18 protein-coding genes are annotated in these 16010 nt (G+C 44.6%); 17 read left to right on the top strand and 1 reads right to left on the bottom strand.

What is annotated here, in order from left to right; all coding sequences use genetic code 11:
• Positions 1-315: 315 nt before the first annotated feature.
• From glmS to J1C77_RS01550, 16 genes are all read left to right on the top strand, one after another.
• A complete protein-coding gene (gene glmS, locus J1C77_RS01475; RefSeq protein ID WP_002920298.1) occupies positions 316-2127 on the top strand; it encodes a glutamine--fructose-6-phosphate transaminase (isomerizing) in 1812 nt (603 codons plus the stop codon).
• Positions 2128-2341: 214 nt separating this feature from the next.
• On the top strand, positions 2342-3388 hold the full coding sequence (locus tag J1C77_RS01480) for a uroporphyrinogen decarboxylase family protein (protein ID WP_002922482.1): 1047 nt from the start codon (positions 2342-2344) through the stop codon (positions 3386-3388).
• 56 nt (positions 3389-3444) lie between these two features.
• Positions 3445-3645, top strand: a complete 201-nt coding sequence (locus J1C77_RS01485; protein ID WP_002922481.1) for a hypothetical protein — start codon at positions 3445-3447, stop codon at positions 3643-3645.
• Between the two features lie 87 nt (positions 3646-3732).
• Complete coding sequence (locus J1C77_RS01490) at positions 3733-4734, top strand: uroporphyrinogen decarboxylase family protein (protein WP_002922480.1); 1002 nt, start codon at positions 3733-3735, stop codon at positions 4732-4734.
• 15 nt (positions 4735-4749) lie between these two features.
• A complete protein-coding gene (locus J1C77_RS01495; protein ID WP_002922478.1) occupies positions 4750-5634 on the top strand; it encodes a transporter substrate-binding domain-containing protein in 885 nt (294 codons plus the stop codon).
• Positions 5635-5840: 206 nt separating this feature from the next.
• Complete coding sequence (locus J1C77_RS01500; RefSeq protein ID WP_002905414.1) at positions 5841-6533, top strand: amino acid ABC transporter permease; 693 nt, start codon at positions 5841-5843, stop codon at positions 6531-6533.
• A gap of 3 nt (positions 6534-6536) precedes the next feature.
• The gene (locus J1C77_RS01505) at positions 6537-7223 is read left to right on the top strand and encodes an amino acid ABC transporter permease (RefSeq protein WP_002893845.1); all 687 of its coding nucleotides are present in this window, start codon (positions 6537-6539) and stop codon (positions 7221-7223) included.
• Between the two features lie 12 nt (positions 7224-7235).
• Entirely contained in the window at positions 7236-8000 is a 765-nt protein-coding gene (locus J1C77_RS01510; RefSeq protein WP_002899083.1) for an amino acid ABC transporter ATP-binding protein, read from the top strand.
• Between the two features lie 456 nt (positions 8001-8456).
• The gene (locus tag J1C77_RS01515; protein ID WP_002922475.1) at positions 8457-10595 is read left to right on the top strand and encodes an ATP-dependent Clp protease ATP-binding subunit; all 2139 of its coding nucleotides are present in this window, start codon (positions 8457-8459) and stop codon (positions 10593-10595) included.
• 257 nt (positions 10596-10852) lie between these two features.
• On the top strand, positions 10853-11122 hold the full coding sequence (locus J1C77_RS01520) for a hypothetical protein (RefSeq protein ID WP_002922471.1): 270 nt from the start codon (positions 10853-10855) through the stop codon (positions 11120-11122).
• 57 nt (positions 11123-11179) lie between these two features.
• Positions 11180-11515, top strand: coding sequence for a CPBP family glutamic-type intramembrane protease (locus J1C77_RS01525; protein ID WP_235787769.1), 336 nt, complete (start codon positions 11180-11182; stop codon positions 11513-11515).
• Positions 11516-12002: 487 nt separating this feature from the next.
• Complete coding sequence (locus tag J1C77_RS01530; protein ID WP_002922464.1) at positions 12003-12275, top strand: TIGR04197 family type VII secretion effector; 273 nt, start codon at positions 12003-12005, stop codon at positions 12273-12275.
• 12 nt (positions 12276-12287) lie between these two features.
• Positions 12288-12650: a hypothetical protein gene (locus J1C77_RS01535; protein WP_002922457.1), complete on the top strand. Its 363-nt coding sequence runs from the start codon at positions 12288-12290 to the stop codon at positions 12648-12650.
• Positions 12640-14220: a hypothetical protein gene (locus J1C77_RS01540; RefSeq protein WP_002922456.1), complete on the top strand. Its 1581-nt coding sequence runs from the start codon at positions 12640-12642 to the stop codon at positions 14218-14220. Before J1C77_RS01535 ends, J1C77_RS01540 begins: the two co-directional genes overlap by 11 nt.
• Positions 14221-14237: 17 nt before the next feature.
• Positions 14238-14558 (top strand): DUF4176 domain-containing protein, encoded by a 321-nt coding sequence (locus tag J1C77_RS01545; protein ID WP_002922454.1) that lies wholly within the window; start codon positions 14238-14240, stop codon positions 14556-14558.
• Complete coding sequence (locus tag J1C77_RS01550) at positions 14548-14958, top strand: hypothetical protein (protein WP_002922449.1); 411 nt, start codon at positions 14548-14550, stop codon at positions 14956-14958. Before J1C77_RS01545 ends, J1C77_RS01550 begins: the two co-directional genes overlap by 11 nt.
• Before the next feature lie 132 nt (positions 14959-15090).
• On the opposite strand, the gene J1C77_RS01555 is transcribed toward J1C77_RS01550, so the two are convergent.
• The gene (locus tag J1C77_RS01555) at positions 15091-15231 is read right to left on the bottom strand and encodes a hypothetical protein (RefSeq protein WP_173361598.1); all 141 of its coding nucleotides are present in this window, start codon (positions 15229-15231) and stop codon (positions 15091-15093) included.
• A gap of 370 nt (positions 15232-15601) precedes the next feature.
• Between J1C77_RS01555 and J1C77_RS01560 the strand changes: the two genes are divergently transcribed.
• Complete coding sequence (locus J1C77_RS01560; RefSeq protein ID WP_002893837.1) at positions 15602-15859, top strand: hypothetical protein; 258 nt, start codon at positions 15602-15604, stop codon at positions 15857-15859.
• The last annotated feature ends 151 nt before the right edge of the window (positions 15860-16010 follow it).

Here is a 16010-nt window from a genome sequence, read left to right on the forward strand (position 1 = left end):
TTTTTCTGTACCTTGCTTTGTGAGAATCATCAAAGACAGGTTTGTGGTTTATTGAGCTTCTATTTTCCAAATTTTTAGTCATATAGAAAGTCAGTTCTGATACTTCTGTCCATTTTTCTAAATGCTTCAAGGGGCTGTTTTGCGGTAAGAGAAGCTAAGCATACTTTTCTTAAAGAAAACTATACCAATTTCATGCTTGACAAACCAAAAAAGAGTTTGTATACTATCTCTATTGAAGTTATTTAACTTCAATAGAACTATACCAATTTTAATAAGAAGGGCTGGTTTCTAAGACTAGAAATCAGAAGTAATGTTATGTGTGGAATTGTCGGAGTTGTCGGAAATCGCAACGCAACAGATATTTTGATGCAGGGCTTGGAAAAGCTGGAATACCGAGGTTATGACTCAGCTGGAATTTTTGTAACAACAGGGAAAACTTCTAGTCTGATCAAGTCGGTCGGTCGTATCGCTGACCTACATGCTAAAATTGGCATTGATGTTGCTGGGACTACTGGTATCGGACATACTCGTTGGGCTACTCATGGAAAACCAAGTGAAAACAATGCCCATCCTCATACTTCACAGACCGGCCGTTTTGTCTTGGTTCATAATGGTGTAATTGAGAACTACCTTGATATTAAGAATACTTATCTAGCTGGTCATGACTTCAAGGGGCAGACAGATACAGAGATTGCTGTGCATCTGATTGGCAAATTTGCTGAAGAAGAAGGCTTGTCTCTTTTAGAAGCCTTTAAAAAAGCTCTTCACATTATCCGTGGTTCTTATGCCTTTGCTTTGGTGGATTCAGAAGATGCAGATGTTATCTATGTTGCTAAAAATAAATCTCCACTACTAGTCGGGCTTGGTGAAGGCTACAATATGGTCTGCTCAGATGCTATGGCCATGATTCGCGAGACAAGTCAGTTTATGGAAATTCATGACCAAGAGCTGGTTATTGTCCGTAAAGACAGTGTGGAAGTGCAGGATTATGACGGGCATACTCTGGAGCGTGAAAGCTATACTGCTGAGCTAGATCTGTCCGATATCGGTAAGGGGACTTATCCATACTATATGCTCAAAGAAATCGACGAGCAGCCAACTGTGATGCGTAAGCTAATCAGCGCTTATACAGATGATAAGGGGCAAGTATCAGTTGATGCGGATATTGTCAAGGCTGTTCAGGAAGCTGACCGTCTCTATATCCTTGCGGCTGGAACTTCTTACCATGCTGGCTATGCTTCTAAGCGTATGCTGGAAGAGCTGACGGATACACCTGTTGAGCTGGGCATTGCCTCTGAGTGGGGTTATGCTATGCCGCTCCTTAGCAAGAAGCCTCTCTTTATCTTTATCAGCCAATCTGGCGAAACAGCTGACAGCCGTCAGGTCTTAGTCAAGGCGAATCAGATGGGCATTCCAAGTTTGACCGTGACCAATGTTCCGGGTTCTACGCTTTCTCGGGAAGCCAATCATACCATGCTGCTGCATGCAGGTCCTGAGATTGCGGTTGCTTCTACTAAGGCCTATACAGCTCAAATCGCAGCCTTGGCTTTCTTGGCTAAAGCTGTTGGCGATGCCAATGCTTCTGAGAAAGCGGCAGCCTTTGATTTGGTTCACGAGCTGTCCTTAGTTGCGCAGTCTATTGAGTCCACTTTGTCAGAAAAGGAGTTGATTGACAATAAGGTCCGCGGCCTTCTAGAAACAACTCGCAATGCTTTCTATATCGGCCGTGGTCAAGACTACTATGTGGCGATGGAAGCTAGCTTAAAACTCAAAGAAATTTCTTATATCCAGTGTGAAGGCTTTGCAGCTGGTGAACTCAAACACGGTACGATCTCTCTGATTGAAGACGGAACGCCAGTTTTGGCCCTGCTTTCAGACGAAGTCTTGGCTAGTCATACTCGGGGCAATATTTCAGAAGTCGTAGCTCGGGGTGCCAAGGTGCTGACTATTGCTGAGGAGAATGTAGCCAAAGAAGGCGACGATATCGTACTCAATCAGGTTCATCCATACCTGTCACCAATCTCTATGGTGGTACCGACACAGCTCATTGCTTACTTTGCAACCTTGCACCGTGGTCTGGATGTAGATAAGCCTCGTAATCTGGCTAAGTCTGTCACTGTAGAATAAGCACAGAGGGCCATTGCCTATAAAGATTGCCTATCTCATCCATAGAAAATATATATATATGGTACTTATCTAAAAAAGGTACAAAAAACAAGGTTATTCAGCAGAGGCTGAAAAGCCTTGAAAAAGCTAGCTTAGTCTAGCTTTTTTATTTTGCTTTGATAAATATTTTTAATCAGGCTGATAGGGAAAATATATTTCCCAGGAGAAGGAGAGGATGGTAAGATATATTACAAATTCAAAGAAGGAGGAAGTAATGGTCAGTAAGAAAGAATTAGTGCTGAGAGCTTTTCGAGGTGAAGAAGTTGACCGAGTACCAGTTGGTTTTTGGTTTCACTTTGTAAGCCAAGAGGAAAAGATGCTGGGCCTGGATAATCCAGTGATTTTCAATAAAAGTGTTGAGGGGCATGCTGCTTATGTTCGAGCTGCACGGCCAGACTTTGTCAAGATTATGAGCGATGGCTTCTTTAAGTATCCTAGTGCGCTTTATTCGGATCATATTGAGTCCATTCGGGACTTGGCTGCTATTCAGTCTATCGGCGAGTATCATCCTTGGATTGAGCAGCAGATTGAGATGGTGAAGGCTGTAAAGGCAAGCTATCCGGAGGACCTCGCTTCCTTCTACAATATCTTTGCACCGGTCTCCTATCTCAAGCGCTGGTTCCGCAGGGAAGGGTCGCGAGGAGATAGAGAAATTGCAGATTTTCTGGCAGAGGATCCTGAGCTGACAGGACATGTTCTAGATGTCATTGCTGGTGATATTGCTATTTTGACTAGGCGCATCATTGAGGAAGCGGGCATTGAGGGGATTTATCTCAGTACCCAGCAAATCCAAGACGGCCGAGTAGATGCGGCCAGTTATCGTCGTTATATTGAGCCTAGTACGATTAAGGTTCTGGAAGCAGCCAATGCGGCTGGCGGTCAGAATATTCTCCATATCTGCGGCTTTGAAGGAGCCGGCAATGATTTGGAACTGTTCAAGGACTACCCAGCTCAAGTCTTTAACTGGGCAACCCATCATGAGGGGGTCAGCTTAGCGGAAGGGCGCAAGCTCTTTGGTGGTCAGACTGTCCTGGGCGGCTTTGAAAATGGCAGAGCAGCTCTTCTAAATACAGGCAGTCGTGCGGAATTAGAGGCTGAGACCAAGCGGCTGCTGGCTGCAGCTGGCAGCCAGGGAGTGATTCTTGGGGCTGACTGCACAGTACCAGATGATTTCGAAATAGAAAGACTGGACTGGATTCGTCAGGCAGCTAGTCAGTTCTGATAGATTTGCCAAAGCAATCAAAGAGTAATTTTCAACTCTTTCAAGGAGGAAGATAGATGAACTGGTATCAAAAAAGGCTTGCTGCTCTTGCTCTGATGTTCTTGATAATAGGAACATTTCTGAGCATCGTTCAGATTTACGCTCACCAGTCTTCAGACAAAAAAGAAGATGATTTGCAGGTGCTCAAGAAATTACCAGAGCAGTCAACTGGTTTGATGCAGCCCAATGATATCGCTGCCCTGCTCTTGTCGGATTAGAATTTTTACTAAAAGGTTGACTCAGCCCAATGAGAAAGCTAAAAACAACTCATTGGCTAGATAGGAACGATTTAAAAAGGAGAGAAGATGACTTCAAAAAGAGAATTAGTACTGAAGGCATTCAGAGGAGAGCCTGTTGACCGAGTGCCAGTTGGTTTCTGGCATCATTTTACCAGCGAAGAGGAGTGGCTGGCTGGTTTTGGGAATCAGACCATTATAGAGAAAAATCTAGCAGGCCATCAAGCTTTTCTGGCAGAAGTCGAGCCAGACTTTATCAAGCTGATGAGTGATGGTTATTTTGCCTATCCTAATGAACGCTTGAAAAAAGTCCAATCTATCAAAGACTTGGCAGATATTGAGCCGCTAGGTGCTGACCACCCTTGGGTTAGTGAGCAGGTGGAGCTGGTTCAGAAGATTAGGGCTGGCTTTACAGAGGACTTGGTTGCTATTTACAATATTTTTGCGCCAGTGACCTACTTCAAATGGTTGGTCGGTAAGGTTGCTGGTGGAGATGATATCATTGCAGATTTCCTGGCAGAGGATGCGGTGCTCACGAAGCGGGTGCTGGATGTGATTGCTAAAGATATTGCGGCTTTGACGGAGCGGATTATCAAGGAAGCTGGTGCGGATGGAATCTACCTTAGCGTTCAGAGCATTCAGGATGCGCGGGTATCGGCTGAAGACTATAAGGCTTTTATTGCTCCTAGTGAATTGGCGGTGCTGGAAGCAGCCAATGCAGCTGGCGGAGTGAATATCCTGCACATTTGTGGCTACGAAGGCGCGCGAAATGATGTTCATCTTTTCACAGATTATCCAGCTCAGGTCATCAACTGGGCAGTGGGGCCAGAAGGCATCAGCCTAGCGGAGGGCCGGAAATTATTTGGCGGTCGGACTGTCCTGGGTGGCTTTGAAAATGGCAAGGACGGCCTGCTCTACACGGGCAGTCAAGCGGCTATTCAAGATGAGACCAAGCGGCTGATAGCAGGAGCTGGCAAGGAAGCTTTGATTATCGGAGCTGACTGTACTATTCCAAGCGATATTAAGGCAGAGCGGATTCAGTGGGTTCGCCAAGCAGCAAGCTTAACATAAGAAGGAGACGAAAGAATGAGCAAGAAAAAATGGATTATTGGTGGAGCAGCAGTGATTGCTATTGTAGCGGCGACTTATTTGGGGCGGACCTTGACAGGTGCTTCATCTAGCAAGACGAGCAGCTCTGCATCAGGCGGCGGTAAGGTCACGACTTTGAAAGTGGCACATACACAGAACTATGTTCCTTATGACTTTGTGGATGAAAAAGGTGAGTCAGATGGCTATGAGGTTGCTGTTCTCAAGGCCATTGATGAAAAGCTGCCAGACTATCAGTTTGAATATACTGGTACTAGTGATGAGGATCTCTTAGTTGGTCTGGAATCTGGAAAATATGACATCGGAACCAAGGGAGCATGGTACACCGAAGAGCGGGCGAAGAAGTTCATCATTCCCAAAAGCCCAATCGGCGCTAGCATTATCGGTTTCACTATCCGCAAGGAAGACGCTGAAAAATACAAGACTATTGATGACTTTGCCAAGGAAAAGGGCAAGCTGGTACCAATCTCTCCGCAGAATGCTCAATGGGCGGTTATTGAAGAGTATAATCAGAAGCATAGCGGTGCTCCTATTGATTTGACTGCAGCAGAGTCCTTTAAGGTAGCTGATGCTTATGCTTGGGTTTTGGAAGGGCGCTACGATGCTTTCTTTGACATCAAGCTGTCTTTTGAAAAAGCTGTGACAGATAAAGAAGGTTCTTACCATCAGTATGCGGATCAACTGACTTGGTTCCCTTACAAGGGGATTCCGACCTATCCCCTGCTTCACAAAAACGAAAAAAATCAAGAATTTGCCAAGGCATACGAGAAGGCAATTAAGGAACTGGAAAAAGACGGAACCTTGGCTAAACTATCTGAAAAGTATTTCGGAGAAGATGTCTTCTCTTATGTGGACAAGGATTAGTTGCTGCTCTCTGCTGCTCATGGAAAACAAAAGGCTGACTGAGAAGCTAGCTGAATGCAGAACTGGAGAGTTCCGAGCTGGCCTTGATACTGTTTGAGGGAATTTTCAAAGAGGATAACTAGGCGAGAGCATGGCTGCTCCAATCTGAAAGTGTCCGTCCAAGAGAAGCTTATTCTATCTAATCATTGTCGAAGGAGAAGAAAATTATGGTCTCGTATGACTTATCCCGTGTCTTTGGTCTGCTGCCTAGTCTGCTGCAGGCTCTGCCGACCACTTTATGGATCATGTTTGTGACAGCTTTGATTGGATCCTTGCTGGGTGGTCTGTTGGCCTGGGCTCAGATTGCCGAGGAACAGTCTTTTGCTGGTCTGGCTAGAGGATATATATTTATCCTTAGATGTACACCGCCTATCGTCTTGCTTTTCTTGGTTTTTTATGGCATTCCAGAGTTTTTAGAATGGTGGCTGGGGCTGGATATCAATAATTGGTCGCGGACTGTTTTTGTTATCATCACCATGATTCTGCTCTTTGCGGCCATGATTGCGGAAGTCTTCAAGGCAGCTTATCTTGCTGTTCCCAAGGGACAGACCGAGGCAGGTCTCAGTATTGGCTTGACACCGGCGCAGACTTTTCTGCGCATCGTCCTGCCACAGGCTTTTCGCATCGCCCTGCCCAATCTGACTACTGCCCTTCTTAATCTCATGCGGGATGCTGCGCTGGCTTATACGATTGGGGCAGTGGATGTCATGGGAGCGGGGCAAAATCTCATCAGCCGGAATCTGGGCAATTATTCCCTAGAAACCTATACAGCGGTGGCCTTGATTTACTGGGGGATTGCTCTAGTGGTTTCGCTGGCTTCCCAGCTTCTGGAAAAAAGTCTGACAGTCAAGGAGAGGTAAAGCATGGATTTGAATTATATTGTAAATACCTTTCTGGTTACTTTGAAAGGCATACCAGTAACCCTGATTATTATGGTGGTTGCTATTCTGCTCAGCTTTATTCCGGCTCTGCTTCTAGCTCTGGGACAGATTTATAAAGTTCGGGGTGTTCGGACCTTTTCGGTGGTTTATCTGGCCTTCATTCGGGCAACGCCGCCCATTTTGCTCATTCTCTTTTTCTACAGTCTTTTTCCTAGTTTACTGAATCAAATTTTTAAAAGTCTGGGCAGTCAGGTAGACGTCTTTAAGTTCAATCCGCTTTACTATGCTTTCATCATCTATAGTCTGATGACGACAGGCAGTTTGTCGGAAATTCTGCGCTCTGCCATATTGACAGTGGATAAAGGGCAGTTGGAGGCAGCTCAAGCGATTGGTTTAACGAATTTTCAAGCTTATCGGAGAATTGTTTTTCCTCAGGCTCTGCGCTCTGCCCTGCCCAATCTGGCCAATCTGGTTATCAATCTAGTCAAGGGAACTTCGTTGGTATTTGTCATGACAGTCAAGGATATCACAGCACTGGCTAAGATAGAGGCCTCCCATTCTTACCAGTATTCAGAGTCTTATCTGGTGATTTTTGTTATTTATCTCATTATTTGTGGCTTGATTCAGTGGATTTTTAGGGGCTTGGAAAAGCGCTATGCTCTTGCTTAGGAAGGAATGATTATGTTAGAAGTAAAACATATCTCCAAACGATTTGGAGAGCACCAGGTGCTGGCAGATGTCAGTCTCAAGGTCAATCAAGGTGATGTTGTGGTTATTCTGGGACCCTCAGGCTCTGGGAAAACAACATTTCTGCGCTGTCTGAATCACTTAGAAAAAGCGGATAGCGGCCAGCTGACTTTGTCTGGTAAGGACTATGATTTGGCTAAACTCAGCAAAAAGGAGATTTTGGAAATTCGTAGAAAGACAGCCTTTGTCTTCCAACATTATAATCTCTTTGCCAATAAAACAGCCCTTGAAAATATCTTAGAAGGCTTAGTGATCGCTCGTAAGATACCGAGGGAAGAAGCGCTTGAGATTGCGGAAGAGTCCTTGAAGCGCGTGGGTCTCTTGGCCTACAAAGACTACTATCCTTCTCAGCTATCAGGCGGCCAGCAGCAGCGGATTGGGATTGCGCGTGCCATTGCTGTCAAGCCAGATGTCATCCTTCTGGATGAACCAACTTCGGCTCTAGATCCGGAATTGGTTGGTGAAGTTCTCAGTGTCATGAAGCAACTAGCTCAGGAGGGAGTGACCATGGTCGTTGTGACCCACGAGATGAGCTTTGCTCGTGATGTGGCCAACCATGTCATCTTTATGGACGGCGGTCACATCGTCGAAGAAAATCCTCCTCAGGAATTCTTCAGCAGTCCAAAGGAAGAGCGGACCCAACAGTTTCTGTCCCGCATTCTGTCCGATGCCAGCTATAGTGTAGAGTATATGATTTAAAATCTGGATTGTGTCCAGATTTTTATTATAAAAAGGCGTCTTTATAGGAATGAAAAGGTCCTCAACGACTTTCTCGATTACATTTGTAAATTTATTTTAAAAAATTATGTAAAATCTATTGACAAATAAATTCTGTCATGATAAAATTACAACTGTAAACAAAAAAGTTTACGTAAATTTAATCAGAAGATGTGAATATAGCCGGAAGGCGATTATTTTTGGGAGGATTAAAAATTATGTAAAATTATCTTCTTCTGAAAGAGATCAAATCACTCATAAAAATAGAGACTGAATCAGTCTTGATTTTTGAAAAGAGAATAAGTTATGTAAAATAATAGATTGCAGAAGATCTCCCAAATCAAAATTTATAGTGGATAAGGAAGAGATTTCTTATCTGAAACTTTGGTAAAATCAAAAATTATGTAAAGCAAAATATGAAAAAAGCGAGGTAATGCTATGAACAACAACTACAACAATTTTAACAATATGGACGACCTTTTCAACCAACTCATGGGGCGCATGGGTGGCTACAACAGCGAACATCGGCGCTACTTGATTAATGGTAGAGAGGTCACACCGGAAGAGTTTGCTCAGTACCGGGCTACTGGTAAGCTCCCTGGTCAAGGAACAGGTGAGCAGACTGGACAAGCTACTGCTCAAGGACCTAAGCAAGATGGTATCCTGGCTAAGCTGGGTCGCAATCTGACCCAAGAAGCGCGTGATGGAAAGTTAGATCCAGTCATTGGGCGCAATAAGGAAATCCAAGAAACTGCAGAAATCCTTTCTCGTCGAACCAAGAACAATCCTGTATTGGTCGGAGACGCCGGAGTTGGTAAGACAGCTGTCGTAGAAGGATTGGCTCAGGCTATCGTCAACGGTGATGTGCCAGCGGCTATCAAGAATAAGGAAATTATTTCTGTTGATATTTCCGGTCTGGAAGCTGGAACCCAATATCGTGGTAGCTTTGAAGAAAATATCCAAAACCTGGTCAATGAAGTCAAGGAAGCCGGCAACATTATCCTCTTCTTTGATGAAATCCATCAAATCCTAGGAGCAGGATCTATCGGTGGAGATAGTGGCTCTAAGGGCATGGCGGATATTCTTAAACCAGCACTTTCTCGTGGAGAGTTGACCGTCATCGGGGCTACTACTCAGGACGAGTATCGCAATACCATTCTCAAAAATGCAGCTTTGGCTCGCCGATTCAATGAAGTCAAGGTCAATGCACCGTCTGCCGAAGATACCTATCAGATCCTTCGAGGCATTCGGGACTTGTACGAAAAGCACCACAATGTCATCCTGCCGGATGAAGTGCTGAAAGCGGCTGTGGACTACTCTGTCCAGTATATTCCACAGCGGAGCCTGCCAGACAAGGCGATTGACCTGGTCGATGTGACTGCTGCGCACTTGGCAGCCCAGCATCCAGTGACTGATGTTCATGCGGTTGAAAATGAGATTGCTGAACAGAAAGACAAGCAGGAAGCGGCTGTTGAGAAAGAAGATTATGAAGCAGCTCTGAATGCTAAGACTCGCATTGAAGAGCTAGAAAAGAAAATTCAAAATCACACTGAGGATATGAAGGTGACAGCTACGGTCAACGACGTAGCAGAGTCTGTTGAACGGATGACGGGTGTACCAGTATCTCAGATGGGTGCCAGCGACATTGAGCGCCTCAAGGGCATGAATGACCGTCTCAAAGCTAAAGTTATCGGCCAAGATAAGGCTGTAGAAGCCGTGGCTAGAGCTATACGCCGTAACCGTGCAGGATTTGATGAAGGCAACCGTCCAATCGGAAGTTTCCTCTTTGTTGGACCAACTGGTGTTGGTAAGACTGAGCTTGCTAAGCAACTGGCTCTGGATATGTTCGGTACCAAGGAAGCCATCATCCGTCTGGATATGTCAGAATACTCTGATCGGACTGCTGTTTCCAAGCTGATTGGTACGACTGCAGGCTATGTCGGCTATGATGACAACAACAACACCCTGACCGAGCGTGTGCGCCGCAATCCTTACTCTATCATTCTCTTGGATGAGATTGAAAAGGCGGATCCACAGGTGATTACCCTTCTCCTTCAAGTTCTGGATGACGGCCGTTTGACGGATGGTCAAGGGAACACAGTCAACTTCAAGAATACGGTTATTATTGCGACTTCCAATGCTGGATTTGGATATGAAGCAGGCTTGGAAGAGGATGCTGAAAAGCCTGATTTGATGGATCGACTCAAAGCTTATTTCCGTCCAGAGTTCCTCAATCGTTTCAATGCAGTTATTGAGTTCTCTCATCTCAAGAAAGAAGATTTGATGGAGATTGTTAATCTCATGCTGATTGAAGTGAATCAAACCTTGAGCAAGAAAGAAATTGATCTGGCTGTATCTGATGCAGCTAAGGAATTCCTGCGCGATGCTGGTTATGACCAAGTCATGGGTGTTCGTCCACTCCGCCGTGTCATCGAGCAGCAAATTCGTGACAAGGTGACTGACTTCCACTTAGATAATCTAGATGCTAAGCACTTGACGGCCGATTTAGAAGATGGTGTCTTGGTTATCAAGGAAAAGGGTGCTGCCACATCTGAAGAAGACAAGCAAGCAGAATAAAGCTTACTAAGTCAACTAAATTTTCAAAGACCTCCTTCTTAGATGAAGGCAGGTCTTTTTTGTTAAGTAGGAATTACAAATTACTTTCTGTGAATAAATTAGTATCTATCCCAACATCTCAACTTGACTCTCCTTAATAGAACCTAAAAGCAAGCAACTTTATAAAGCCAGTATATTAGCCTATCAGGGGGATCAGCTTTATGCAGAAGGATTTAAAACAAGAGAGGTGAATATTTTTTTGACGAAAGGAGACTGCTATGAAACAGTCCATAACTACAATTAAGCGCAATGCCATTATCTTTGCCACTCTCAGCACCCTATGTGGTTGGATTAGTTATGTTGTTGATAAAGTAACAGGCCAGGCTCATTACGAAAATATCGGAACAGAGATAGGAAGCGGCTCTTTAGGGATGCTGATTTGGTTGATAACTCCGTTAATCTGTACCATCTTTCTTCGAAGCTTTGGCGGAGACGGCTGGAAAGAGGCGGGGTTTTCCATTCATTTTAAAAATAATAAAAATTTTTAGCTTGTTAGTTTTTTAGTCTACCCTCTTGTTATGATAATAGTGATATTCTTGGGGCTGATGACACAAGGCATCAGAGTGACATGTGTGAAGGTTGAGTTCACGGCCTATCTTGGAATCTTGCTAACACAGGTAGGGACTCAATTCATAAAAGATATTTTTGAAGAATCTGTTTGGAGGGCATATCTTACCAATCAATTAATCGAATTAAAATTATCCGACTTAAAACTATATCTACTTGTTGGCTTTGTCTGGTGGATTTGGCATCTGCCTTACATTATGAAGTTTCTGTCTGAGAGAAATCCAAAATACCTTGCCGGTTGGAAGGTTTGCATTCTTCCTTATCGGGATGATAACTGTTGTATGCTGGACGGTTATGTATACAGAGATTTTTAGAATTACTAAGTCAGTATGGCCGCTAGTAATTATGCACACTATAGAGGATGCGGTTATAAATCCTTTACTATTACTAGGATTTGTCTCGGTAAAAAAAATCAAGCTTTCCTCTTCTCGCTTTCAGTGGGGATGATTCCGACCGTTCTTTATTTTACAGTCGGTCTAGTGATACGAAAGCGGAGGGGAAAAAGCAGGAATACGGAAATGCGAGCTAACAAAGTAACAGAAAGCAGATTCCTGATAATGTTGCCGGCTCTCGCTTGAATCATCCGGCTGTCAAAGATTTGGAAGGCGATCTGGAGAATGAGTTTCTGCTCATTAGGAAGCGGAAATCAGAGACTTTAAAAGCCCCAGCATAAGCAGGATTAGCAATTAACAAGATTGGAATTATTTATCAGTCTTGTTTCTTTTTGGTTAAAAAGCAGGCGGAGACTTGAAGTTATAATATAAATGTCATAAAATAAAAGCAAAAACAGAGGAGCAAGCAATGTCAGATATTAAAAGTGATAATGGACTAGCAGCTAGCCATGCTAATAGCTTTTCAGCCACTTCCAGTCAGATAGGTGCAGCATCTCAGGTTGACAAGGATGCTATCAGTCGTTTGGAAGGAAATAGCCGGGCAAGTGAGGAAATTGATCATTCCAGTACGGCGTCAGCTGATATCGCCGATAAGATTACAAGCTTCAGTCAGCTCCTGCAAAGCGTAGCAGAGGAATTTCAAGCGACCGACCAAGGACTGGCTGCGGATATTGAGGGATAAGGGGGAAGTAGTATGAAGAATTCCCAAACTCTAGCTGCTGAACGCCTGCAGGCATTTGAAAAGCTGGATAAGGCTGAGGAGCAAAAGCGCCGTCTGGACCGCTTTGAAGAGGATATTGATTATCTCTATGATCGGGGACTTTTGGCTTTAAGAGAGCTGGATTATCTGCCCTTAACGGCCAAAGACAGTCAGGATTTTTATGATATTATGGGTCTGGTTGAGCACAGTCATCGACTCTTGGATTTGGATATCCAAGAGGGGCAGGATCGGCTGGATAAGGAAAGAAAAAAGCTAGACCGTCAGATTGAGACTATCCAGAGTCAGTATAGACAAGCTCTGGAAGCAGAAGAAAAGGAGGCTGGATATGGGCGCTAAGATGGAACTCCCCGCTTCCAACCAGCAGGCAGGGTCAATGGCCTCAGCAGGCCAGGTGAGGATCGCGGCTTATGAATCTGCCATGCAGGCCATGGAAAGTTTTGCAGGGGAAAGCGGGCTGACCGGAACAGCATATGACAGTGCTAAAACCTACTGTCAGGGGATGTTTCTTCCCCTCTTTAAGGCAGCGATTCTATTTGAAGAAGAGCTGGTCAAAGCTGGCAGCGACCTGCCCAGCCGTTATGTCAGTGAGGTGGCAGAAGAGAGTTTGGACCAAGATGTCCTGGAGAGTCAGATTGCTTCCTATGATCAGACCATTGACAGCCAAAATCAGGCTCTGACCGAGGCCAATAAACAGAAGGATGTGGCTGATTCTACCAAAAGTAGCATCCAGAATGCCATTACAGCAGCTCAGGACAAACGTCATGAATTGCAGGACAAGCTGAATAAACTGCTGGCCTTTTATTCGTCGTCTGCTACTATTTTCGATAATCTGCCGGGGCTGGCTGTTGCTTTGGACCAAGCTCTGAGCTTGATGACAGAAGGGTTTACGAATTTTAACGGCAGCTTTGTCCTGCCTAGTCCGGACAGGATGACCTGGACCCAGACTGTTGAAACAGCTTGGGAGAGCAAAAAAGCAGTTGAAGCTGCCTTTCAAAAGGTCATGGATAAGCTAGACAGCGGTGAAGAGCTGACTCCGGAGGATATCCAGGCTGTCCAGGCCTATCTAGAGCGCTATCCCAGCCGGAACATTCCGCAGGCCCTCCGCAGCCATCTGGAAGAAGCGGTCCAGCAGGCTGATCCCATTCTCAAGGCACGACTGGACCAGGCCAAGGCAGATCAGGCTTCTGGTAGTCTCTCGCAGGCTGCTTTCAATGGGCTGTGGGCTGGGGCTATGCTGGGCTTTATGAAGCAAGCAGGCAATCAAACTGGTGCCCAAACAGTAGCTATGCCTGCTGCCAAACAGTCTGCTGGTAGTAGCGGTGGTTCATCGGGCTTTTGGGACTTTCTTTTTGGTCATACCAATACCCTGGAACACTCCAAAAAGACTGACTGGAGTACAGGCTGGTTATATAGTACCTATGCCAAATACTCGACAACTGTGGAAGAAGACGATCCTGGTATTTTCAAGTACAAGACAAATAATGGTATTTTTAATGGAGTGGCTGTAGATTTGGGTGTGGCTTCTGTTGATATAGATGCCAGTGACTGGAAGCTGAATGCCAGCCCTCAAATCAGTGTCGGTGGCTATCATATTGGTGTCAATGGCAGTGTTGGCTTAAATACAGACACAGGTTGGCTCCCTATGCCGGAGATTAATCTCTCTCTACATGCTGGAACAGAGCAGCACGATACTGCGGCCGGTCTTAAAGTATCTACTGATATCTGGAATGGTATGGTTGGAGTCTATGGCGTCGACTCGAACATCAGTAAAGACTCGAATGGAAATAAAACGGTGAATTCGGTTGAAACGGGGGCGCAAACCGTGAATGGTCTGGAAGTTGCAGCTGTAGTAGTTGCAGTGACAGTAGCTCCTGTAGTCGCCCTCCCAGCGCTTGCTCTGGCTTAAGGAGAAAGGAGACTTTGATGAAACAACAATTACCTATCGGAAGTGTAGTCATGGTTAAGGGCAGTTCTCAACCCCTGATGATTGTCAGCCAATTTCCTGTGACGACCCTTGACGGACAGACCGGCTACTTTGACTTTGGGGCAGTAACCCTGCCCTCCGGTCTGACGGGAAAAGAATTAATCTTTTTTAATAAAGAAGATATTGGGCGGCTGGTCTTTGTTGGTTATGTAGATGTGACTTTTCAGGATTTGCTCCAGCGTTATGACGAGCTGATAGCTGATATCCCCTATCCCAGGCTGACCGTCCCGGAAAGAGCAGGAGCGGCAGATGAAGCGTAAGACAATTATTTTCTCAGGCCTGGTCCTCCTTGCTTTAGCTTTTGGAGCTCTCTTCCTCTTTGCCAGCCTGAATGAGGCCAGTCTGGACGGAGTGTATTACCGCCAGATTGAGGATGGGGCAGACGGCTTCAGTGGCTTGGACAAGGAAACGATTCTGAATCTCAGAGACCAGCAAGTCACCTTCTATAAAGAGGGTCTGGAAGAGAAGGGCAGCATTGACCGCAAGGCCGGCAGTATCCGGCTAGGGTCTAAATTTTACAGCTATGTCCACAATGGGGATTTGCTCATGCTCAAGCTCAAGGAGGATCCGACCAATTCCAAGGAGAGCCTTTATCTGGTCAGAAAAGACAGCCCCTCAGCCAAGAGACTGGAGCAGAAGTCTAAATCTCAGTCTCCTTAATGCACAGCTACATCCGTCTCGTTCTAGCGAGGCGGATTTTGTCATTTGAACAGGCTCCTGCAGCAGCGAAAGAGCTGATAAGCCTTATACAAGTCTTCTATCAAAACCTTTCTATTGGCTTGGTGCTCCATTTCATAATTTGGAAATACTTGCAAGGGCATAAGAACTATCACTTGTCATCTGCTCTTTGTTTTCTTCTAGATACTGCCGTTCTCTCTGATAGACTAACATACTGGCTTCATGAGGCTGCTTACTTTTTAGAAAGGTTAACATTGCTATTTTCCTCTAAATTTTTTAAGTTTTTTCTTGAAAACTCTAAAGCAGACTAGTGTAAAATGCGGGAAAGCAATACTGTATTTCATCAGCTTTCAGAAAATTAAAAAAAACTATTGGATGACACTCACATAATCTGAACTAGCATGATTTAGGCTTCTAAAAAATGTTTAGATAATTTGGAGGAAGACAGCGAATGACAATTGAGCATTTTAACTTTTTTTAGATAATGGGGATAAAACATGAAAAGTTGACACTTCAATAGATTGTGTTCTAATTTTTTTGTACATTTTCAAGTTTTTATATATGTAAATGTCAGAAAAAAGTGTATAATGGATTAGTAAATTAAATTTTAGGAGAGGATTTAATTATGAAAAAGTTGGATATTACAACTATGCCTGACTATAGGAAAGTCGAGGCTGTTGTTCAGTTGTTAGTTAATGGAACCTTAACTAGTTATCGAATTGCGACGGATGCAAACATCAGCAAGATGAGTATCCTGACCTTAACTAAAGGGACCAGCAAAATTAAGAACATTACTTATCAAACTGCGATGGCCTTAATTAATTGGTATGAAGAAAACCATGAAAAATACGGCATCACCATTCATCAAAAGGCCGCAGGATAGTCTAAAACTATGATGTAGCTCAACCCTAACCCAGCTAACCATTTGGATAGCTGGGTTTTTCTATGCCTCTTAATGAGACAAGCCGTGGGCGCAGTCGGACTTAGGAGCAGCGATGCTCACTTTCTTACTTTTTTCTGTCCTTAGGGGCAGA

The organism is Streptococcus sanguinis (assembly GCF_050223295.1).
Taxonomy (GTDB): domain Bacteria; phylum Bacillota; class Bacilli; order Lactobacillales; family Streptococcaceae; genus Streptococcus; species Streptococcus sanguinis_X.